General features: G+C 64.5%; 20 protein-coding genes and 5 tRNA genes. 7 read left to right on the forward strand and 18 right to left on the reverse strand.

What is annotated here, in order from left to right; all coding sequences use genetic code 11:
- Positions 1-12: 12 nt before the first annotated feature.
- The 12 genes from rplJ to P4826_RS11150 all read right to left on the reverse strand — a co-directional run bounded on the left by rplJ (position 13) and on the right by P4826_RS11150 (position 5554).
- Complete coding sequence (gene rplJ / locus P4826_RS11095; protein WP_317700462.1) at positions 13-519, reverse strand: 50S ribosomal protein L10; 507 nt, start codon at positions 517-519, stop codon at positions 13-15.
- Positions 520-750: 231 nt separating this feature from the next.
- On the reverse strand, positions 751-1446 hold the full coding sequence (gene rplA, locus P4826_RS11100; RefSeq protein ID WP_317700463.1) for a 50S ribosomal protein L1: 696 nt from the start codon (positions 1444-1446) through the stop codon (positions 751-753).
- Position 1447: 1 nt separating this feature from the next.
- Entirely contained in the window at positions 1448-1879 is a 432-nt protein-coding gene (gene rplK, locus P4826_RS11105; protein WP_317700464.1) for a 50S ribosomal protein L11, read from the reverse strand.
- A gap of 131 nt (positions 1880-2010) precedes the next feature.
- Positions 2011-2601, reverse strand: coding sequence for a transcription termination/antitermination protein NusG (gene nusG, locus P4826_RS11110; protein WP_317700465.1), 591 nt, complete (start codon positions 2599-2601; stop codon positions 2011-2013).
- Positions 2601-2984 carry a preprotein translocase subunit SecE gene (gene secE / locus P4826_RS11115; RefSeq protein ID WP_317700466.1) on the reverse strand — a complete coding sequence of 128 codons (384 nt, stop codon included), beginning with the start codon at positions 2982-2984 and terminating at the stop codon, positions 2601-2603. The genes nusG and secE overlap by 1 nt, the downstream gene beginning before the upstream one ends.
- 89 nt (positions 2985-3073) lie before the next feature.
- A tRNA-Trp gene (locus tag P4826_RS11120) sits at positions 3074-3149 on the reverse strand.
- 12 nt (positions 3150-3161) lie between these two features.
- Positions 3162-4352, reverse strand: a complete 1191-nt coding sequence (gene tuf, locus P4826_RS11125; RefSeq protein ID WP_317700467.1) for an elongation factor Tu — start codon at positions 4350-4352, stop codon at positions 3162-3164.
- Between the two features lie 74 nt (positions 4353-4426).
- Positions 4427-4501: transfer RNA gene (locus P4826_RS11130), tRNA-Thr, on the reverse strand.
- 37 nt (positions 4502-4538) lie between these two features.
- Positions 4539-4612 (reverse strand) — tRNA-Gly (locus P4826_RS11135).
- A 48-nt stretch (positions 4613-4660) separates the two neighbouring features.
- Positions 4661-4746 (reverse strand) — tRNA-Tyr (locus P4826_RS11140).
- A gap of 78 nt (positions 4747-4824) precedes the next feature.
- Positions 4825-4900 (reverse strand) — tRNA-Arg (locus tag P4826_RS11145).
- A 33-nt stretch (positions 4901-4933) separates the two neighbouring features.
- Complete coding sequence (locus tag P4826_RS11150; RefSeq protein WP_317700468.1) at positions 4934-5554, reverse strand: TetR family transcriptional regulator; 621 nt, start codon at positions 5552-5554, stop codon at positions 4934-4936.
- A 191-nt stretch (positions 5555-5745) separates the two neighbouring features.
- Between P4826_RS11150 and P4826_RS11155 the strand changes: the two genes are divergently transcribed.
- The 4 genes from P4826_RS11155 to P4826_RS11170 all read left to right on the forward strand — a co-directional run bounded on the left by P4826_RS11155 (position 5746) and on the right by P4826_RS11170 (position 12605).
- Entirely contained in the window at positions 5746-7026 is a 1281-nt protein-coding gene (locus P4826_RS11155) for an efflux RND transporter periplasmic adaptor subunit (protein WP_201397077.1), read from the forward strand.
- 18 nt (positions 7027-7044) lie between these two features.
- A complete protein-coding gene (locus P4826_RS11160; protein ID WP_317700469.1) occupies positions 7045-10200 on the forward strand; it encodes an efflux RND transporter permease subunit in 3156 nt (1051 codons plus the stop codon).
- Positions 10201-10225: 25 nt separating this feature from the next.
- Positions 10226-11668 (forward strand): efflux transporter outer membrane subunit, encoded by a 1443-nt coding sequence (locus P4826_RS11165; protein ID WP_317700470.1) that lies wholly within the window; start codon positions 10226-10228, stop codon positions 11666-11668.
- A 109-nt stretch (positions 11669-11777) separates the two neighbouring features.
- Positions 11778-12605, forward strand: coding sequence for a c-type cytochrome (locus P4826_RS11170; protein WP_317700471.1), 828 nt, complete (start codon positions 11778-11780; stop codon positions 12603-12605).
- Positions 12606-12653: 48 nt separating this feature from the next.
- On the opposite strand, the gene P4826_RS11175 is transcribed toward P4826_RS11170, so the two are convergent.
- Positions 12654-13214 carry a DUF2946 family protein gene (locus tag P4826_RS11175; RefSeq protein WP_317700472.1) on the reverse strand — a complete coding sequence of 187 codons (561 nt, stop codon included), beginning with the start codon at positions 13212-13214 and terminating at the stop codon, positions 12654-12656.
- Between the two features lie 9 nt (positions 13215-13223).
- A complete protein-coding gene (locus tag P4826_RS11180; protein ID WP_317700473.1) occupies positions 13224-13670 on the reverse strand; it encodes a YybH family protein in 447 nt (148 codons plus the stop codon).
- A gap of 141 nt (positions 13671-13811) precedes the next feature.
- Here P4826_RS11180 and P4826_RS11185 point away from each other — a divergent pair, with 141 nt between their 5' ends.
- The 3 genes from P4826_RS11185 to P4826_RS11195 are packed head-to-tail and all read left to right on the forward strand — an operon-like array spanning position 13812 to position 15927.
- Positions 13812-14417 (forward strand): LemA family protein, encoded by a 606-nt coding sequence (locus P4826_RS11185; RefSeq protein WP_317700474.1) that lies wholly within the window; start codon positions 13812-13814, stop codon positions 14415-14417.
- Positions 14418-14438: 21 nt separating this feature from the next.
- Positions 14439-15350: a TPM domain-containing protein gene (locus P4826_RS11190; protein WP_317700475.1), complete on the forward strand. Its 912-nt coding sequence runs from the start codon at positions 14439-14441 to the stop codon at positions 15348-15350.
- Between the two features lie 25 nt (positions 15351-15375).
- On the forward strand, positions 15376-15927 hold the full coding sequence (locus P4826_RS11195; protein WP_317700476.1) for a TPM domain-containing protein: 552 nt from the start codon (positions 15376-15378) through the stop codon (positions 15925-15927).
- Between the two features lie 101 nt (positions 15928-16028).
- Here P4826_RS11195 and P4826_RS11200 read toward each other — a convergent pair whose 3' ends face one another.
- The 4 genes from P4826_RS11200 to atpA form a co-directional block, all read right to left on the reverse strand.
- Positions 16029-16445, reverse strand: coding sequence for a F0F1 ATP synthase subunit epsilon (locus P4826_RS11200; RefSeq protein ID WP_317700477.1), 417 nt, complete (start codon positions 16443-16445; stop codon positions 16029-16031).
- Positions 16446-16539: 94 nt separating this feature from the next.
- Positions 16540-17946 carry a F0F1 ATP synthase subunit beta gene (atpD, locus tag P4826_RS11205; RefSeq protein ID WP_317700478.1) on the reverse strand — a complete coding sequence of 469 codons (1407 nt, stop codon included), beginning with the start codon at positions 17944-17946 and terminating at the stop codon, positions 16540-16542.
- A 17-nt stretch (positions 17947-17963) separates the two neighbouring features.
- A complete protein-coding gene (gene atpG / locus P4826_RS11210) occupies positions 17964-18830 on the reverse strand; it encodes a F0F1 ATP synthase subunit gamma (protein WP_317700479.1) in 867 nt (288 codons plus the stop codon).
- A gap of 19 nt (positions 18831-18849) precedes the next feature.
- Positions 18850-20409, reverse strand: coding sequence for a F0F1 ATP synthase subunit alpha (gene atpA / locus P4826_RS11215; RefSeq protein WP_317700480.1), 1560 nt, complete (start codon positions 20407-20409; stop codon positions 18850-18852).
- Positions 20410-20415 lie beyond the last annotated feature (6 nt).

Below are 20415 nucleotides of genomic sequence, written 5' to 3' on the forward strand. Positions count from 1 at the left end.
GCGACTGCCGCCTCAGGCGGCCACAGCTTCGCCGTCGCCTTTTTTCGTCGCCAGGGCACCCAGCACCACAGCGGTGCGGGAGATGGGCGACATCAGCAAGCCACACAGCTGGGCCAGCAGCACTTCCTTGGAAGGGATGTTGGCCAGTTGCTTCACGCCGTTCACGTCCAGGGCCTTGCCCGCGAAGGCGCCGCCACGAATCACCAGCTTGTCGTTGGTCTTCGCGAAATCGGCCACCACCTTGGCGGCGGCCACAGCGTCTTCGGAGAAGCCATAGATCAGGGGACCGGTCATCTGGTCGGCCACCACGTCAAACTGGCTGCCAGCCACAGCACGGCGTGCCAAGGTGTTCTTCAGAACACTCAAGGAAACACCCTTGCTGCGGGCGTCAACGCGCAGTTTGGTCATGTCGGCGACCGTGATGCCACGGTACTCCGCGATCACGAGCGTTTGAGCTTTAGCGGCGAGGCTGGTCACTTCGTTGATGACCGCTTCTTTCTCACTGCGATTAAGACTCAAGGTCTACTCCTTCATATGCGCATTTCGGACGAATCCAGCCATGCGCGCTCTTGGTATGCAGCGACCAACTGTTTCGGAAGAATTCCATCTGCAGCGGGATCGCCATCTGCGTTGGCCCTCATGGGTTTAAGTGCAACCTGCTTGCACACCAACGGTCTTGGATGGCCCGGCGCATCACTGCGCCGGCCCACCACCGAAGCGCTCTTGCGAACGCTTCAAGATTTATCGCAATCAGGCTGCGATGGTTTGCGTGTCGACGCGAACGCCCAGACCCATGGTCGAAGATACGGCCACCTTGCGCAGGTAAACACCCTTGCTGGTAGCCGGCTTGGCCTTGTTCAGTGCTTCGATCAGCGCCACCAGGTTGCCTTGCAGCTTGTCGTTGTCGAACGAGCGACGGCCAATGGTCGTGTGGATGATGCCGGCCTTGTCGACACGGAACTGCACCTGGCCGGCCTTGGCGTTCTTCACGGCCGTGGCCACGTCGGGCGTCACCGTACCCACCTTGGGGTTGGGCATCAGGCCGCGTGGGCCCAGGATCTGGCCCAGCGTACCCACGACGCGCATGGCATCAGGGGCGGCGATAACCACGTCGAAGGGCATGTCACCGGCCTTGACCATCGCGGCCAGGTCGTCCATGCCAACGATGTCGGCACCGGCGGCCTTGGCTTCTTCGGCCTTGGCGCCCTGGGCAAACACGGCCACGCGGGAGGTTTTGCCAGTGCCATTGGGCAGCACGACGGCGCCACGCACCACCTGGTCGGACTTCTTGGCATCCACGCCCAGCTGCACGGCCACGTCGATCGATTCATCGAACTTGGCGGTGGCGGCATCCTTCACCAGGGCCACGGCGTCAGCGAATGCATACAGCTTGGTGCTGTCAACCTTGCCCTGCAGGGCTTTTTGCTTCTTGGTCAGCTTTGCCATGTCAGAGGCCCTCCACCGTCACGCCCATGGAACGGGCAGAGCCTGCCAGCGTACGCACGGCAGCGTCCACATCGGCGGCATTCATGTCCTTGAGCTTGGTCTTGGCGATCTCTTCCAGCTGTGCGCGGGTGATCTTGCCGACCTTGGTGCTCAGCGGATTGGACGAGCCCTTGTCCAGCTTGATGGCCTTCTTGATCAGCACCGTTGCGGGCGGCGTCTTGATGATGAAGGTGAAGCTCTTGTCGGCAAAAGCGGTGATGACGACGGGCAGCGGCAGGCCCGGCTCGACACCCTGGGTCTGGGCGTTGAACGCCTTGCAGAATTCCATGATGTTGAGACCACGCTGACCGAGCGCGGGGCCGATCGGGGGGGATGGGTTGGCCTTACCAGCTGGCACTTGCAGCTTGATGAAGCCGACGATTTTCTTCGCCATTGATAGCTCCTTGCGGGTGATGACGCCCGATCCAAAGGGTCAGGCTCCCCGGGGGTTATCGACTCAATTTTTTATCGCGCCGAGTCGAAAGGCGCGAAACTTGATGCGAATTAAGTTGCCGGAAGAAAGGCTTACGTCTTCTCGACCTGGGCAAACTCCAACTCGACAGGGGTTGAACGACCAAAAATCATGACCGATACCCGCAGGCGGCTCTTCTCGTAGTTGACCTCTTCCACCGAACCGTTGAAGTCGGTGAAGGGGCCTTCCTTGACACGTACCAGTTCGCCCACCATGAACTCGATCTTGTGGCGGGGCTTATCCGTGCCCTGTTGCATCTGGTTGACGATCTTCTGCACCTCGTCCTCGGAAATAGGCGCAGGACGATTCTTGACCCCGCCCACGAAGCCGGTCACCTTGCTGGTGTGCTTCACCAGGTGCCAGGTGTCGTCATCCATGACCATCTCAACAAACACATAACCCGGGAACAGGCGACGCTCAGTGGTCTTGCGCTGACCATTCTTCATTTCCACGACATCTTCGGTCGGAACAAGAATGCGGCCAAACTTCTGCTGCATGCCGGCGCGGGCAATGCGCTCCTGAATGTTGCGCTCTACGGCCTTTTCCATGCCGGAATAGGCATGAACGATGTACCAACGCAAATCGGGATTGGCCGACGCGTCCGCGGAAGTTTGCTCACCACCGGCTTGCATGGCATCCACCATCACTTCCTCCAACCCAAGATCAAATCGTACAGAACCCACTCCAAGGTTTTGTCTGTAAACCAGAGGAAGAGTGCCATCAGAACCACAAACGCGAACACATAGCCCGTCATCTGCAGCGATTCCTTACGCGTTGGCCAGACCACCTTCTTGACCTCGCGCGAAGCATCACGAGCGAAGGCAATGAACTGACGACCATGCTCAGAAACCAAGAACATGACCACGGCCAGCGCCAAGCCAAGCAGCAGCGCCGCCCACTGAATCAGCGGACCCTGCTTGCCGAGCAGATAGAAACCGGCGATAGACGCAAGAACGATCGCCACCGCAGCGAACAACTTTGCCTTGTCCGCACCGGTGGTGACCGTTTCAACCTGGGAAGTGGCCATAGATGAAATTTTTGCCTTCTGTATCTGGTGTCGCACAAGACACCGAAGCCCGCCAGACTCTGGCGGGCTTGTTGACCACCGTATTCAGGTGGCAGGGGCAGTAGGAATCGAACCTACAACCTTCGGTTTTGGAGACCGACGCTCTGCCAATTGAGCTATACCCCTATGACTCATTGATTACGCAATGATCTTGGCAACGACGCCGGCACCCACGGTGCGGCCGCCTTCGCGGATGGCGAAGCGCAGGCCTTCTTCCATGGCGATGGGGGCGATCAGCTTGACGGTGATCGACACGTTGTCGCCGGGCATGACCATTTCCTTGTCGGCTGGCAGCTCGATGGAGCCGGTCACGTCGGTCGTGCGGAAGTAGAACTGCGGACGGTAGTTGTTGAAGAACGGGGTGTGGCGGCCGCCTTCGTCCTTGCTCAAAACGTACACCTCAGCCGTGAAGTGGGTGTGCGGCTTGATGGAGCCGGGCTTGCACAGCACCTGGCCGCGCTCGACGTCTTCACGCTTGGTGCCGCGCAGCAGCAGACCGACGTTGTCGCCAGCCTGGCCCTGGTCCAGCAGCTTGCGGAACATTTCCACGCCGGTGCAGGTGGTCTTTTGCGTGTCGCGGATGCCGACGATTTCGATTTCTTCACCGACCTTGATGATGCCGCGCTCGACGCGACCGGTCACCACGGTGCCACGGCCGGAGATGGAGAACACGTCTTCCACGGGCATCAGAAAGGCGCCGTCCACGGCGCGCTCGGGCGTGGGGATGTAGGTGTCCAGGGCTTCGGCGAGCTTCAGGATGGCGGGTTCGCCCTTGTCGGACTGGTCGCCTTCGAGGGCCAGCTTGGCCGAGCCACGGATGATGGGGGTGTCGTCGCCGGGGAAGTCGTACTTGTCCAGCAGTTCGCGCACTTCCATTTCGACCAGCTCGAGCAGCTCTTCGTCGTCCACCATGTCGCACTTGTTCAGGAACACGATGATGTAGGGCACGCCCACCTGGCGGGCCAGCAGGATGTGCTCGCGCGTCTGGGGCATGGGGCCGTCAGCGGCCGAGCACACCAGGATGGCGCCGTCCATCTGGGCGGCGCCGGTGATCATGTTTTTCACATAGTCGGCGTGGCCGGGGCAGTCCACGTGGGCGTAGTGGCGGTTGGCGGTCTCGTACTCGACGTGCGAGGTGTTGATGGTGATGCCGCGGGCCTTTTCTTCGGGCGCGTTGTCGATCTGGTCGTAGCCCTTGGCTTCGCCGCCGAACTTCTTGGACAGCACCGTGGCAATCGCCGCCGTCAGCGTCGTCTTGCCATGGTCCACGTGACCGATCGTGCCCACGTTCACGTGGGGCTTGGTGCGTTCGAATTTACCTTTTGCCATCTTTTCGACTCCGAAAAAGCTATACCAGCACGATAAATACAGACACACCCCAAACGGGGCGCGTCTTTGAATTTTGGTGCCCTTGGCGGGAATCGGACCCGCGACCTCTCCCTTACCAAGGGAGTGCTCTACCACTGAGCCACAAGGGCAATCACAAGGCCTAAGCCTAAAAACCAAACCAAATCATGGAGCGGGAGACGGGAATCGAACCCGCGTCATTAGCTTGGAAGGCTAGGGTTCTACCATTGAACTACTCCCGCAAGACCGAGGTTTGCGCAATCGCGGTCCAACGCCTTCAACTCACAATTTGGTGGAGGGGACTGGATTCGAACCAGTGTAGGCGTAAGCCAACAGATTTACAGTCTGCCCCCTTTAGCCACTCGGGCACCCCTCCGAGGAATTCGCAAGTATATCAGCTTTTTTGCGCGCGGAGCCAAAACTCACCATCTGATCGCGCACCATCGGTACAAACTGGCGCGGCTGGCGGGGATCGAACCCACGACCCTTGGCTTCGGAGGCCAATACTCTATCCACTGAGCTACAGCCGCGTTCGTGAAAGATCGGCAATTATCGCACGCAGGTCACACGTGAAAGCCCAATCCACGCAGATAAGCGTCCACGGCCGCACGGCCCGTGGCCGGCAGGTCGAAGCTGGCTTCGTCCAGCAACCACGATTGCAGCAGGCCGTTGAACAGGGCATGCAGGCCGGCCGCCGCCATTGCCGCGGACATCGGCAGCGCCAGCGATGCCTGAGCGGCCGCAAGCGACAGATTGCGTTCCAGCAGCGCCTGGAAGCGTGCGTGCGCAGCAAGGTGGCGCTCGCGCACGCCGCTGAGTTCGCTCACGTATTCCACGCGGTACAGGGCGATCTCGAACACGCGGCGCATGTGAGCGTCGCCCACGACGCTGCGCAGCAGCAGCTCCACCATGCCGCGCAGCTGCACGAGCGGCTCCTTGGCGTACGCGGCCTCGCCGGCGTTGCACACGCCTTCGAGCGACAGGGTGGCGCGATCCATCATCGCGTTGAACAAATCCACCTTGTCCTTGAAGTGCCAGTAGATGGCACCGCGCGTGGCGCCGGCCGCCTGGGCGATCTCGCTCAGCGATGCGCGCGCCACCCCCTTTTCATAGAAAACGAGTTCGGCCGCATCCAACAGTGCGTTGCGCGTGGCGTCTGCGTCTTCCTTGGTGCGTCGAGCCATGGATCGTGGGCCTCCGAAAAAAGGGCGCCACCACCGGATGGTGGCGGAGCCTTAGCTTTTGATTATACATTCATGAATGTATATATAATTCGCCCCTTCGTGCAATTGCCATCCGATGGTGCGAATATCCCGCGCTTGCCTTGCACGGGCACCGCACCTCATCAACGCACCCCGCCAGCCAAAGGACTTCCATGCCCCGTCTGAACAACAACAAGAACGCCCGCCCCGTTCGCCGCTTCGTGCGCCGCCCGGCGGCGGCCCTGTCGATCGCCCTGGCCGCCGCCCTCGCGCTGGCGGCCTGCGGCAAGAAGGACGCCGCCCCCGCCGGTGCAGGTGGCCCGCCGCCGGCGCCGCAAGTGGGGGTGGTGACAGTACAGCCGGGCGACATCGGGCTCGTCACCGAGCTGCCTGGCAGGCTGGAGGCGTCGCGCATCGCCGAGGTGCGCGCACGCGCCGCAGGCATCCTGCAAAAGCGCCTGTTCGCCGAAGGCAGCGACGTGAAGGCGGGCCAGAAGCTGTTCCTGATCGACAGCGCGCCCTACGAGGCCGCGCTGGCGCAGGCGCAGGCCAGCGTGGCGCAGGCCGAGGCCAGCCTGGCCCAGAGCCGCGCGCTAGCCGAACGCTACCGCCCGCTGGTGGCCGTGAACGCCATCAGCAAGCAGGAATACGACAATGCCGTGGCCGCGCAGAAGACGGCCGAGGCCAACGTGGCCGCCGCCAAGGCGGCCGTGACCACGGCCCGCATCAACCTGGGCTACGCCACCGTGACCGCGCCGATCTCCGGCCGCATCGGCCGCGCGCTGGTGACCGAAGGCGCGCTGGTCGGCCAGGGCACGCCGACCGAGCTGGCGGTGATCCAGCAGATCGACCCGCTCTACATCAACTTCACGCAGTCGGCTTCCGAAGCGCTCAAGCTGCGCGCGGCCATGGCCAGCGGCAAGTACAAGAAGGCCGGCGCCAACGCCGCGAACGTGAGCGTGGTGCTGGAGGACGGCAGCGTGCACAAGCAGCCGGGCCGCCTGCTGTTCACCGACCTGACGGTGGATGCGACCAGCGGCCAGGTCACGCTGCGCGCCGAGGTGCCCAACCCCGACCGCTCGCTGCTGCCGGGCCTGTACGTGCGCGTGCGGCTGGAGCAGGCGCAGGTGGACAACGGCGTGCTGCTGCCGCAGCAGGCGGTCACGCGCACGGGCGCTGCCGACACGGTGATGGTGGTCGGCGAAGGCGGCAGGGTCTCGCCGCGCCCGGTCAAGCTCGGGCCCGCGCAGGGCACCAACTGGGTGGTGCTCGACGGCCTGAAGGCCGGCGAGCAGGTGATGGTCGACGGCTTTCAGAAATTGCCGCGCGTCAAGCCCGGCGACCCCATGGTCGTCCAGCCCGTGCCGTGGCAGGCCAACGGCGCCGCCAAGGCGCCCGCACAGGCCGCATCGGCCGCCGCCAGCCAGCCCGCCGCAACGCCGGCCAAGCAATAAGAACCAGGAGCGCGGCACATGGCCAAGTTCTTCATCGAGCGCCCCATCTTCGCGTGGGTCGTCGCAATCTTCATCATGGTGGCGGGCGCGGTCTCGATCACCCAGTTGCCCATCGCCCAGTACCCTGCGGTGGCGCCGCCCACGATCCAGGTGTCCGTCGCCTATCCCGGCGCCACGGCGCAGACGCTCGAGGACTCGGTGCTCGCCGTCATCGAGCGAGAGATGAACGGCGCCACGGGCCTGGCCTACATGGAGGCCACGGCCCAGGCCAACGGCACGGGCTCGATCGTGCTGAGCTTCGAGCCCGGCACTAACGACGACCTCGCGCAGGTGGACGTGCAGAACCGCCTCTCGCGCGCCACGCCGCGCCTGCCGGCGGCCGTGACGCAGCAGGGGGTGCGCGTGGAGAAGTCGCGCTCCAACTTCCTGCTGTTCTCCATGCTCACGTCGGAAACCCCGAATGTGAGCATCGACGCACTCAACGACTATGCGGCGCGCAACATCGTGCCCGAACTGCAGCGCCTGCCCGGCGTGGGCTCGGTCACGCAGTTCGGCTCCGAGCGCGCCATGCGCGTGTGGATCGACCCTGCCAAGCTCAAGGGCTTCAACCTCTCGCTCGACCAGGTGAACGCCGCCATCCGCGCGCAGAACGTGCAGGTGTCCGCGGGCAACCTCGGCGACCTGCCGAGTGCCCAGGGACAGACCACGACGGCCACCATCGTGGTGCAGGGCCAGCTCTCCACCACCGAGCAGTTCGGCAACATCGTGCTGCGCGCCAACACCGACGGCTCCACCGTGCGCCTGAGGGACGTGGCGACCTTGGAGCTGGGCGCGCAGAGCTACAGCACCAGCGCGCGCCTGAACGGCTCGCCCGCCGTGGGCATGGGCGTGCAGCTCACGCCCACCGCCAACGCGCTGGCCACGGCCAAGGCCGTGAAGGCCAGGCTGGCCGAGCTGCAGCAGTACTTCCCCCAGGGCGTGAAGTACACCATCCCGTACGACACCTCCACCTTCATCTCGGTCTCGATCGAGAAGGTGGTGCACACGCTGCTCGAAGCCGTGGTGCTGGTGTTCCTGGTGATGTTCCTGTTCCTGCAGAACTTCCGCTACACCATCATCCCCACCATCGTGGTGCCCGTGGCGCTGCTGGGCACCTTCGGCGCACTCTTGGCGATGGGCTTCTCGATCAACGTGCTGACCATGTTCGGCATGGTGCTGGTGATCGGCATCGTGGTGGATGACGCCATCGTGGTGGTCGAGAACGTCGAGCGCATCATGAGCGAGGAAGGCCTGCCGCCACTGCAGGCCACGCGCAAGGCCATGGACCAGATCTCGGGCGCCATCGTCGGCGTGACGGTGGTGCTGGTATCGGTGTTCGTGCCGCTCGCGTTCTTCGCGGGCTCCACGGGCAACATCTACCGCCAGTTCGCCGCCACCATGGCGACATCGATCGCGTTCTCGGCCTTCCTGGCGCTGTCGCTCACGCCAGCGCTGTGTGGCACGCTGCTCAAACCCGTCGATGCCGGCCACCACATGGAGAAGAAGGGCTTCTTCGGCTGGTTCAACCGCGCGTTCAAGAGCACCACGCACCGCTACGAGTCGGGCCTGGCCAGACTGGTGCGCCGCGGCGGACGCATGGCCGTCATCTACGCCGCGCTGATCGGCGCCGTGGCCATCGTCTACACGCGCCTGCCCACCTCGTTCCTGCCCAACGAAGACCAGGGCTACCTGATCACCAACGTCCAGCTGCCGGCGGGCGCGTCGCTGGAGCGCACGCGCGCGGCGCTGACCCAGGTAGAGAATTTCGCGCTGAAGCAGCCCGAGGTGAACAACATCGTCACGGTGGCGGGCTTCTCGTTCTCGGGCCAGGGGCAGAACGCGGGCCTGGCCTTCGTGACGCTCAAGGACTGGAGCGAGCGCCCCGGCCCCGAGCATTCGGCCGCTGCCATCGCAGGCCGCGCCATGGGCGCGCTCATGGGCTACCGCGACGCGTTCATCTTCGCGCTGAGCCCTCCACCCATCCCCGAGCTGGGCACCGCCACGGGCTTCACCTTCCGCCTGCAGGACCGCGGCTCCAAGGGCCACGCGGCGCTGGTCGCCGCGCGCAACCAGCTGCTCGGCATGGCCGCGCAGAGCAAGGTGCTGGCCGGCGTGCGCCCCGACGGCATGGAGGATGCGCCGCAGATGCAGATCGACATCGACCGCGACAAGGCCAGCGCCCTGGGCGTGTCGTTCGACGCCATCGGCAGCGCGCTCTCGACGGCGCTCGGCTCGACCTACGTCAACGACTTCCCGAACCAGGGCCGCCTGCAGCGCGTGGTGGTGCAGGCCGATGCCCGCGCCCGCATGCAGCCCGAGGAAGTGCTCGACATCCCCGTGCTCAACAACAAGGGCCAAGTGGTGCCGCTGTCGACGTTCGCCACCACGCGCTGGCTGACCGGCGCCATGCAGACCGTGCGCTACAACGGCTACCCGTCGATGAAGATCGCCGGCGACGCCGCGCCCGGCTTCAGTACGGGCGACGCGATGGCCGAGATGGAGCGCCTGGCCGCCCAGCTGCCCGAGGGCTTCGGCTTCGAGTGGACGGGCCAGTCGCGCGAGGAAAAGCTCGCGGGCTCGCAGGCCATGGTGCTGTACGCGTTCTCGCTGCTCGCGGTGTTCCTGTGCCTGGCGGCGCTCTACGAGAGCTGGTCGATCCCGTTCTCGGTGCTGCTGGTCGTGCCGCTGGGCGTGCTGGGCGTGCTGCTCGCGACGCTGCTGCGCGGTATGTCCAACGACGTGTACTTCCAGATCGGCCTCGTGACCATCATCGGCCTGTCGGCAAAGAACGCCATCCTGATCGTCGAGTTCGCCAAGGATCTGCAAGCCCAGGGCAAGAGCGTCATCGACGCGGCGCTGGAGGCGGCCCACCTGCGCTTCCGCCCCATCCTCATGACTTCGCTAGCCTTTACGCTGGGCGTGCTGCCGTTGTTTTTCGCATCGGGCGCCAGCTCGGCCAGCCAACGCGCCATCGGCACCGGTGTGGTCGGAGGGATGATCACCGGCACCGTACTCGCAGTGATCTTTGTCCCGCTGTTCTTTGTACTGATCCGCGGCTTCTTCAAGGGCAGCCAGCGCCAGCGCGACCATGACAGCAAGCAAGCGCTGAAACACAACAGCGAAAGCGCAACCTGATACCGCCGCCGGAGTAACTAACATCATGCACAAGCACCAACCGCCCCGCACGCGCGCCGCGCGCGCCCTGGCACCGCTGGCAGCCATCGCATTGCTGGCAGGCTGCAGCTTCATCCCCAGCCATGAGCGGCCGGCGGCACCCGTGCCTCAGGCCTATGCCCAGCCCGGCAGTGAGATGCCCACCACAGCCAAGGCGGCGGCCGACATCGACTGGAAGGAATACTTCACCGACCCGCGCCTGCAAACCCTGCTGGGCATCGCCCTGGAGAACAACCGCGACCTGCGCGTGGCCATGCTGAACGTGGAGCAGGCGCGCGCGCAGTTCCAGATCCAGCGTGCCAACCAATACCCGACGGTGAATGCGATCGCCAGCGGCACGCGCCAACCCAAGACCTCGGGCGACGGCTACAGCAATCTGTATCAGGCGGGAGTGGGCATCTCGGCCTGGGAGATGGATTTCTTCGGGCGCATTGCTGCCCTCAAGGAGCAGGCCCTGGCCCAGTACCTGGCCACAGCCGAGGCGCGCAAATCAGCACAGATCAGCCTGGTCGCGGCCGTGGCCTCGGGCTGGCTGACACTCATGGCTGACGAGGAGTTGCTGGATATTTCGCGCCGCACGCTGCAGACGCGCGAAGAGTCCGTCAAGCTGACACGCCTGCGCCTGGAGCATGGCGTGAGCTCCGAACTGGACAGCCACCAGGCCGAGAGCCTGGCCCAGGCGGCCCGTGCCACCTACGCGCAGCAACTGCGCCAGCGCCAACTGGACGAAAACGCCCTGGCCCTGCTGCTGGGCCAGAGCCTGCCCGACGCGGTCCGCGCCAGCCTGCCCTCGTCACGTCTGGCCGATGCCGCCCCGATGCAACCGCTGCCCCCGGGCCTGCCTTCGGATCTGCTGGAGCGCCGCCCCGACATCCGCCAGGCCGAGCAAATGCTGATAGGCGCCAATGCCAACATCGGCGCGGCACGCGCGGCCTTCTTTCCGCGCATCGCCCTCACCGCGCAGGTGGGCAGCGTGAGCAGCGAGCTCTCCGGCCTGTTCAAGAGCGGCTCCTGGGCCTTCTCGCTGGCGCCGCAACTGGCTCTGCCGATCTTCGATGCCGGCCGCAACCAGGCCGGGCTGGAGGCCGCGCAGGCCGGGCGCCAGATCGCCGTTGCCCAGTACGAAAAATCGATACAGGTGGCCTTCCGCGAGGTGTCGGATGCGCTCGCTGGCCAGGCCACGCTGCAGCAGCAAAGCGAGGCCCAGCGCGCCCAGGTACAGGCCGACAGCAAGCGCCTGCAGCTGTCCGACCTGCGCTACCGCAACGGTGTCGCCAGCTACCTGGATCTGCTGGACGCGCAGCGCTCACTGTTCGCCACCGAACAGGCGCTGGTGCTGACAAGGTTGCAGCAGCTGCAAAACCAGGTCACGCTGTACAAGGTGCTGGGCGGCGGCTGGACGGAAGCCACCGCCGCAACCCGCTCCTGATGGGGTGCCGACCCGTTTCCCGCAGGCGGGCGTGGCGCAAGGTGGACTCCTATAATCGGCGCCTGATTTTCCTTCCGCCGCCAGCACAAAAACATCACCCGAGGATTCCATGAGCGACACCCATGACGAAGCGCATACCGGCGCCATCAAAAACCCGAAGCAGTTCCTGACCTCCACCATCCTGGCCTTCGTGTTGCCGATCTTCATCATCATCGGCTTGGTGGTGTTTGTGACCTCGGGCAGCAAACCCAACGCCGGCGTGGGCAACCTCGAGATGGCGATTGCGCAGCGCATTCAAAAGGTCGGCAACGTGGAGGTGCGCGACGCCAACCGTCCGCTGCGTGCGGGCGAAGCGGTGTACAACGGCCAGTGCGCCGCATGCCATGCCACGGGCGCCGCCGGCGCTCCCAAGCTGGGCGATGCGGCCGCCTGGGGTCCGCGCATCAAGACCGGCTTCGAGGCTCTGGTGCAGTCCGCACTCAAGGGCAAGGGGGCCATGGCACCGCAAGGCGGCGGCGACTTCAACGACACCGAGATCGCGCGCGGCGTGGCCTACATGGCGAATGCCGCGGGCGCCAAGTTCGTTGAACCTGCGGCACCGGGCGGCGCCGACGCCGCCGCCGCTGCGCCCGCTCCTGCAGCGGCCGCCCCCGCAGCAGCTCCGGCAGCCGCCGCCGCACCAGCCGCAGAAACCGACGTCGCAGCCGGCAAGAAGCTCTATGAATCCACCTGCGTGGCCTGCCATGGCGCAGGGGTTGCAGGCGCGCCGAAGTTTGGCGACAAGGCCGCCTGGGCGCCCCGCCTTGCCGCCGGCTTTGACGAGGTGCTGAAGATCGCCACCACCGGCAAGGGCGCCATGCCTCCCAAGGGCGGCTCCAGCGCCTCGGATGCGGAGTTCAAGGCCGCTGTCGAATACCTGGTGAATTCCGCCAAGTAAGCGCGCCACAGACAGATCACAAAAAAGCCGATCCTTGATCGGCTTTTTTCATGCCTGCGGCGCTGGGTCACCGGCTTGGGATCTGCTCTGGCTGAGCGCGAACGGACTGCGAACAAAGCCGAACTCCTGCGCAAGCACCGCTCCCTCTATCGGAATCGGTACCCAGCGCCCCTGCTCCACCGCATCGGCAGCCAGTCCCACATCCATCGAGTGCACCAGGCCAGGGCCGATGTCGGTCTGCAAATACACCCGGCCAGACTCATCCACCCGCATCGCCCGAACCTCAGCAACTTTGCCGGTGTGCGACATCACCCTGCCATCGGCATGCAGGCGCCAGACCCAGGGTGCCGCCTCCAGTTCTACGTAGACTCGCTGCGGTCCATTCTGAAAGTACCAGCAACCGCGCGCATCGGCCTCATAGTTGCGGTGTATGAAGTCGATCAGCTTGGCATGCTGCAGTTGGCTGCCGCGCGCCACATCAAAGCCGCCCAGAGCCTGGGTTGCACCATCGCGCAGATACCACTGGCCGCGTGCATCCAGCCCCAGCCAGCCATAGCAGTGCGGCACGTTGGGCCATTTGGCGATGGCCTGCCTGACGATGTCATCCATGGTCGCGCCTCAATGCAGCATATGCGCCGACGAGGTGGGCAGGCCGCCCTCATGCGCCTCTCCGACACTGGCATGATGCGCCACCAGGCGCCAGCCCCTGGGTGTCTTGTGATAGACGTTGGTGGCGTTGACCAGCGCCTCGCACGCGCCGTCCGGCAGCACCACGCGCACCTGCTCCAGCACGCTGTGCACACTGCTGGCCAGGGCCTGCACCCGCACCACCTGGGCCGGTCGTACCTGCACGCCGCCATGCTCCAGCATGGCGGTGTAGGCCGCGCGTATCGCAGCCGGACCCACGAGGCGGGCGCCACCCGGGTGCAGGCAGACAATTTCATCCTCGTCGGCCCAGCAGGCCATCAGGCGCTCCAGGTCGCCCTGCTGCAGGGCGTCATAGAACGCGGCTTCGAGCTCATCGGGACTGCCGGCCAATACGGCACGCAAGGAGGGTCTGGTCATCAGGCAATGGAGAAGAACATTCCGGTCAACTATTGTCGGCACCAGGGCGCCTCTTGTCACGGGTTGCGCCAATGCATGCACAATGCCGGCACCCCCCTGCGCCGCCACTGCGCCCACCCCATCACCAACACCGTTGAAATCATGCAAAGACTCTTTGCCATCATTGCCGCCGCATTGCTTTTGTCCGGTTGTGGCTACAACGACTTCCAGCGCCTGGACGAGCAGTCCAAGGCCGCATGGAGCGAGGTGCTGAACCAGTACCAACGGCGCGCCGACCTGGTACCCAATATCGTGGCAACGGTGAAGGGCGAGGCCAATTTCGAGCAGGAGACTCTCACCAAGGTGATCGAGGCGCGCGCCAAGGCCACATCGATCCAGGTCACGCCTGAGACCCTGAACAACCCCGAGGCGTTCAACAAGTTCCAGCAGGCCCAGGGCGAGCTGTCCGGCGCGCTATCACGCCTGATGGTGGTGGCCGAGCGCTACCCGCAGCTCCAGGCCAACCAGGCCTTCCGTGATTTGCGCGTGACCCTGGAGGGCACGGAAAACCGCATCACCGTGGCACGCAACCGCTATATCCAGTCGGTTCAGGACTACAACGTGCTCGCGCGCAGCTTCCCCACCAACCTCACGGCAATGGTATTCAGCTATACCGCCAAGCCCAGCTTCACGGTGCAGAACGAAGCCGAGATCAGCACCCCACCCAAGGTGGACTTCTCCAACCCCGCTCCGGCGGCCAAGCCCTGACCATATCAATCTGAGCCAAATATGCCTGTAGCGCTTGCCATTCAAGCGCTGATAGCTATATTATTAATAGCAATCGGCATTCCTCCGGCTGGCGCCCAGCCACTGCGCGCCGTCCCCGCGCTGAACGCGCGCGTGATTGACGAGACAGGCACGCTCGGCGCAACCGAGTTGCAGTCGCTGCAGGCCCGACTGGCGGCCATGGAACAGCGCCATGGCTCTCAGGTGGTGGTGCTGATGGTGCCCACCACGGCGCCTGAGGACATTGCCGCCTTTGCCAACCGCGTCGGCAATGCCTGGAAGATCGGGCGCAAGGAGGTGGGCGACGGCGTGCTGATCGTCGTCGCCAAGGACGACAGGCGCATGCGCATCGAAGTGGCCAAGGCGCTGGAGGGAGCCATCCCCGACATTGCCGCCGCCCGCATCATCGACGGCGCCATGAAGCCACGCTTTCGCGAGGGGGACTTCGCCGGTGGCCTGCTGGCGGCAGTGGATCAGATAGACGCACGCATCGCCGGCGAAAGCCTCCCCGCTCCGCAGGGCCCCGGCCAGGGAAGGGGTGGCCAGATGCAGGACGAAGGCAGTTTGTCCGATCTGGCCATCTTCCTGTTCTTTGGTGTCATGGTGGCCGGCCCCTTGTTGCGGCGCCTGTTGGGGCAACGCCTGGGCGGCCTGGCCATGGGCGGCGGCGCAGGCCTGCTGGCCTTTGTTGTCACCTCCAGCCTGCTGCTGGCGGCCGCGGCAGCCGTCGCGGCCCTGCTCTACACCTGGATCTTCGCCGGGCGCAACATGCCCATCGTAGGTCATGGCGGCCAGCACGGCGGTGGCCGTGGCGGCTGGGGGGGTGGCTGGGGCAGCGGCGGCAGCCCGGGCGGCGGCTTTGGCTCCGGCGGCGGCGGTGATTTTGGCGGTGGCGGTGCCTCGGGCGACTGGTAGACAAGACAAGGACTTAACAATCACCATGGTCTCCCCCACGCCAAACACGCCACCTTCTGCACTGCGCGGCTTGATGCGGCTGCTACGCCACCGCTGGGCCGACGGTGCCCTGCACCAGACCCTGCCACCTGACATGCTGCAACGCCTCGCGCAACGCATCACCGCCAGCGAACAGCGCCACACCGGGCAGATCCGCATTTGCGTCGAGGGCGGCCTGCCCCTGTCCTACATCTGGCGCGGCGCCGGCGCGCGCGAGCGCGCCATCACCCAGTTCGGCAAGCTGCGCGTATGGGACACGGAGGGCAACAACGGCGTGCTGATCTATCTGCTGTTGGCCGATCACGCCATCGAGATCGTTGCCGATCGCGGCCTCACCCAGCATGTTGCCCCGCAAACCTGGCGCACGACGGTGGCCACCATGACCGAGGCCTTTCGCGCGGGACACTATGAGGATGGACTGACCCAGGCGCTGGCGGAGGTTTCGGCGCTATTGGTCGCGCATTTCCCCCGGGATGGCTTTCAGACTATGGATGACAGCGGCAACGAGTTGCCGAACGACCCGGTAATCGCGCCCTGAGAGCTAAGCGACATCCGTGTCGGAACGCGCTAAGACATAAAAAAAGGAACGCGGCAGGCGTTCCTTTAGGTTGGCAGCCAGAGCCTTGACGGCCCGGCTTGTCAGTGCTTCTGACGGAACTTGCGCAGCGCCGCGATCTGTGCCGCCATGATGGCGAGCTCGGACTGGGCACGCGCCAGGTCGATTTCGCTCTTCGCGTTTTTCAGCGCTTCTTCGGCCGAGGCCTTGGCCTCTTGTGCCTTCTGGTCATCCAGGTCGCGGCCGCGAATGGCGGTATCGGACAATACGGTCACGCAGTTGGGCTGTACTTCCAGGATGCCACCGGCCACGAAAACAAACTCTTCGTTGCCATCGGGCAGCTCGATACGCACCGACCCCGGCTTGATGCGGGTAATCAGCGGTGTGTGGCGCGGGTAGATGCCCAGTTCGCCCGCCTCGCCGGGCAAGGCGACAAAGCGTGCCTCGCCGGAGAAGATGGACTCTTCGGCACTGACCACATCAACGTGGATGGTGTTCATGAAAACTCCTTCGGTTGTGCGTTGTGTGTTGTGCGTTGGCGTACCCAAGGACGGCTTAACGCTCGACCCTCAACGCTCAACGCTCAACTTCACATCACGCCAGCTTCTTGGCCTTCTCGAAGGCTTCGTCGATGGTGCCGACCATGTAGAAGGCCTGCTCGGGCAGGTGATCGCACTCACCGGCCGCAATCATCTTGAAGCCACGAATGGTCTCGGACAGGGGCACATATTTGCCGGGCGAGCCCGTGAACACCTCGGCCACGTGGAAGGGCTGCGACAGGAAACGCTGGATCTTGCGCGCGCGGGCCACCGTCAGCTTGTCTTCCGGCGCCAGCTCGTCCATACCCAGAATCGCGATGATGTCGCGCAGTTCCTTGTAGCGCTGCAGCGTCCCCTGCACCTGGCGGGCAACCTGGTAGTGCTCCTCGCCCACCACATGGGGGTCGAGCTGGCGGCTGGTGGAATCGAGCGGATCCACGGCCGGGTAGATACCCAGGGCTGCGATGTCACGCGACAGCACCACGGTGGAGTCCAGGTGGGCGAAGGTGGTGGCAGGCGACGGGTCGGTCAAGTCGTCGGCAGGCACGTACACGGCCTGGATGGAGGTGATCGAGCCCACCTTGGTGGAGGTGATGCGCTCCTGCAGGCGGCCCATTTCCTCGGCCAGCGTCGGCTGGTAGCCCACGGCGGAAGGCATACGGCCCAGCAGGGCGGACACTTCGGTACCGGCCAGGGTGTAGCGGTAGATGTTGTCCACGAAGAACAGCACGTCACGGCCTTCGTCACGGAAGGACTCGGCGATGGTCAGACCCGTCAGGGCCACGCGCAGACGGTTGCCCGGGGGCTCGTTCATCTGGCCGTAGACCATGGCCACCTTGGACTGGCTCAGGTCTTCCTGCACCACGACCTTGGAGTCGGACATTTCGTGATAGAAGTCGTTGCCCTCGCGGGTACGCTCACCCACTCCAGCAAACACGGACAGACCCGAGTGCGCCTTGGCGATGTTGTTGATGAGCTCCATCATGTTCACGGTCTTGCCCACGCCGGCGCCACCGAACAGGCCCACCTTGCCGCCCTTGGCGAACGGGCACACCAGGTCGATCACCTTGATGCCGGTTTCCAGCAGCTCTTGCGACGGCGACAGTTCGTCGTAGGCGGGAGCCTTGCGGTGGATGGAGGCCGTCAGCTCCTGGCTGACGGGGCCGCGCTCGTCGATGGGGTTACCCAGCACGTCCATGATGCGGCCCAGCGTCGCCTTACCCACGGGCACGGTGATGGGGTTGCCGGTATTGGTCACCATGATGCCGCGCTTCAGGCCGTCGGACGAGCCGAGGGCAATGGTGCGCACGATGCCGTCACCGAGCTGCTGCTGCACTTCCAGCGTCAGGGCCGAGCCTTCGAGCTTGAGGGCGTCATACACCTTGGGCATCTGGTCGCGCGGGAACTCCACGTCCACCACGGCGCCAATACATTGAACAATCTTGCCTTGCACTTGAGCCATTTGTTTGCTCCAGAAATTTAAACTGCCGCCGCACCGGCGACGATCTCCGAAAGTTCTTTCGTGATCGCGGCCTGGCGCGTCTTGTTGTAGACCAGCTTGAGCTCGTTGATGACGTTGCCCGCGTTGTCGGTGGCGGCCTTCATGGCCACCATGCGCGCCGATTGCTCCGAAGCCATGTTCTCTGCCACGGCCTGGTAGATCAGCGACTCGACATAACGCACCAGCAGCTCGTCAATCACGCTCTGAGCGTCGGGCTCATAGATGTAGTCCCAACCGTGACCGGACTTGTTGGCCTGCAGCTGCTCGGAGGACAGGGGCAGCAACTGCTCCACCACCGATTCCTGCTTCATGGTGTTGATGAATTTGGTGTACGCCAGGTACACCGCATTGATCTTGCCTTCGGCATAAGCGTCCAGCAGCACCTTGACCGGGCCGATGAGCTTATCCAGATGCGGCGTGTCGCCCAGACCAACGGACTGCGCAACCACCTTGGCGCCCACGCGGTTCAGAAAAGCCAGGCCCTTGTTGCCAATGGCCACCGCCTGCGCCTGCACACCTGCAGTTTGCAGGTCACGCAGCTTGCCGGTGACGGCACGCAGCACGTTGGTATTCATGCCGCCGCACAGCCCCTTGTCCGTGGTGACCACGATGATGCCGGCCGCCTTTGCTTCGTTCGCCTTCATGAAAGGGTGAACGTACTCGGGGTTGGCCTGACCGAGATGGGCCGCAATGTTGCGCACCTTCTCGGCATAGGGACGGGCGGCGCGCATGCGATCCTGCGCCTTGCGCATCTTGGACGCGGCCACCATTTCCATGGCCTTGGTGATCTTCTTGGTGTTCTCCACCGATTTGATCTTGCCGCGTATTTCCTTGCCTGCTGCCATGATGACTCCTCCTGCCGCGTTAGGCGAAGGTCTTCTTGAACGCAGTGATGGCTTGCGTCAGCTCGGCTTCGTCCTTGCCTTCCTTGTCGAAGGCACGGTTGGCTTCCAGGCGCTCCAGCAGGGCCGCGTGGCTGGTCTTCAGGAACTGGTGCAGACCGGATTCGAAGGACAGCACCTTCTTCACGTCCACATCGTCCAGGAAGCCCTTGTTCACAGCGAACAGCGAGGAACCCATCAGGCTGATGGGCAGCGGGCTGTACTGGGGCTGCTTCAGGAGCTCGGTGACGCGCGCGCCGCGGTCCAGCTGCTTGCGGGTGGCCTCGTCCAGGTCAGAGGCAAACTGCGCGAAGGCGGCCAGTTCGCGGTACTGCGCCAGGTCGGTACGGATACCGCCGGACAGGCCCTTGATCAGCTTGGTCTGGGCGGCACCACCGACGCGCGACACCGAGATACCGGCGTTGATGGCGGGGCGGATACCGGCGTTGAACAGGCTGGTTTCCAGGAAGATCTGGCCGTCGGTGATCGAGATCACGTTGGTCGGCACGAAGGCGGACACGTCGCCGGCCTGGGTTTCAATCACCGGCAGGGCCGTGAGCGAACCCGTCTTGCCCTTGACTTCACCCTTGGTGAAGGCTTCGACGTAGTCGGCGTTCACGCGCGCGGCGCGCTCGAGCAGGCGGCTGTGGAGATAGAAAACGTCGCCAGGGAAGGCTTCGCGGCCCGGCGGGCGGCGCAGCAACAGCGAGACCTGGCGGTAGGCCACGGCCTGCTTGGACAGATCGTCATAGACGATCAACGCATCCTGGCCGCGGTCGCGGAAGTACTCGCCCATGGTGCAGCCGGAGTAGGCCGACACATACTGCATGGCAGCCGATTCAGAAGCCGAGGCGGCGACGACGATGGTGTATTCCATGGCGCCGGCCTGCTCCAGCGCGCGCACCACGTTCTTGATCGACGAAGCCTTCTGACCGATGGCGACGTAGATGCAGGTCACGCCCTGGCCCTTCTGGGCGATGATGGCATCGATGGCCACAGCCGTCTTGCCGGTCTGGCGGTCGCCGATGATCAGCTCGCGCTGGCCGCGGCCGACGGGCACCATGGAATCGATGGACTTCTGGCCGGTGGCCAGGGGCTGGTCCACGGACTGGCGTGCGATCACGCCCGGAGCGACCTTTTCGATCACGTCCGTCATCTTGGCGTTGATCGGGCCCTTGCCGTCGATGGGCTGACCCAGGGCGTTGACCACGCGGCCGACCAGTTCGGGGCCCACGGGCACTTCCAGAATGCGGCCCGTGCACTTGACGGTATCGCCTTCGGAGATATGCTCGTAGCCGCCCAGAATCACGGAGCCCACGGAGTCGCGCTCGAGGTTCAGCGCCAGGCCGTAGCTGGGCTGGCCGTCCGCGTCGGCGGGAAATTCCAGCATTTCGCCCTGCATCACGTCCGACAGGCCATGGATGCGCACGATACCGTCGGTCACGGACACCACGGTGCCCTGGTTGCGGATGTCGCTGCTGGCTGCCAGCCCTTCAATGCGGCTCTTGATCAGTTCAGAAATTTCTGCGGGATTGAGTTGCATGACTCT

The sequence above is a fragment of the Diaphorobacter limosus genome, from assembly GCF_033100095.1.
In the GTDB taxonomy this organism is placed as follows: domain Bacteria; phylum Pseudomonadota; class Gammaproteobacteria; order Burkholderiales; family Burkholderiaceae_C; genus Alicycliphilus; species Alicycliphilus limosus.

Coding starts and splice junctions, on each gene's coding strand:
- rplA (WP_317700463.1), bottom strand. CDS start 1,446: ATGGCAAAGCTGACCAAGAAGCAAAAAGCCCTGCAGGGCAAGGTTGAC.
- rplK (WP_317700464.1), bottom strand. CDS start 1,879: ATGGCGAAGAAAATCGTCGGCTTCATCAAGCTGCAAGTGCCAGCTGGT.
- nusG (WP_317700465.1), bottom strand. CDS start 2,601: ATGGTGGATGCCATGCAAGCCGGTGGTGAGCAAACTTCCGCGGACGCG.
- secE (WP_317700466.1), bottom strand. CDS start 2,984: ATGGCCACTTCCCAGGTTGAAACGGTCACCACCGGTGCGGACAAGGCA.
- tuf (WP_317700467.1), bottom strand. CDS start 4,352: ATGGCAAAAGGTAAATTCGAACGCACCAAGCCCCACGTGAACGTGGGC.
- P4826_RS11150 (WP_317700468.1), bottom strand. CDS start 5,554: ATGGCTCGACGCACCAAGGAAGACGCAGACGCCACGCGCAACGCACTG.
- P4826_RS11155 (WP_201397077.1), top strand. CDS start 5,746: ATGCCCCGTCTGAACAACAACAAGAACGCCCGCCCCGTTCGCCGCTTC.
- P4826_RS11160 (WP_317700469.1), top strand. CDS start 7,045: ATGGCCAAGTTCTTCATCGAGCGCCCCATCTTCGCGTGGGTCGTCGCA.
- P4826_RS11165 (WP_317700470.1), top strand. CDS start 10,226: ATGCACAAGCACCAACCGCCCCGCACGCGCGCCGCGCGCGCCCTGGCA.
- P4826_RS11170 (WP_317700471.1), top strand. CDS start 11,778: ATGAGCGACACCCATGACGAAGCGCATACCGGCGCCATCAAAAACCCG.
- P4826_RS11175 (WP_317700472.1), bottom strand. CDS start 13,214: ATGGATGACATCGTCAGGCAGGCCATCGCCAAATGGCCCAACGTGCCG.
- P4826_RS11180 (WP_317700473.1), bottom strand. CDS start 13,670: ATGACCAGACCCTCCTTGCGTGCCGTATTGGCCGGCAGTCCCGATGAG.
- P4826_RS11185 (WP_317700474.1), top strand. CDS start 13,812: ATGCAAAGACTCTTTGCCATCATTGCCGCCGCATTGCTTTTGTCCGGT.
- P4826_RS11190 (WP_317700475.1), top strand. CDS start 14,439: ATGCCTGTAGCGCTTGCCATTCAAGCGCTGATAGCTATATTATTAATA.
- P4826_RS11195 (WP_317700476.1), top strand. CDS start 15,376: ATGGTCTCCCCCACGCCAAACACGCCACCTTCTGCACTGCGCGGCTTG.
- P4826_RS11200 (WP_317700477.1), bottom strand. CDS start 16,445: ATGAACACCATCCACGTTGATGTGGTCAGTGCCGAAGAGTCCATCTTC.
- atpD (WP_317700478.1), bottom strand. CDS start 17,946: ATGGCTCAAGTGCAAGGCAAGATTGTTCAATGTATTGGCGCCGTGGTG.
- atpG (WP_317700479.1), bottom strand. CDS start 18,830: ATGGCAGCAGGCAAGGAAATACGCGGCAAGATCAAATCGGTGGAGAAC.
- atpA (WP_317700480.1), bottom strand. CDS start 20,409: ATGCAACTCAATCCCGCAGAAATTTCTGAACTGATCAAGAGCCGCATT.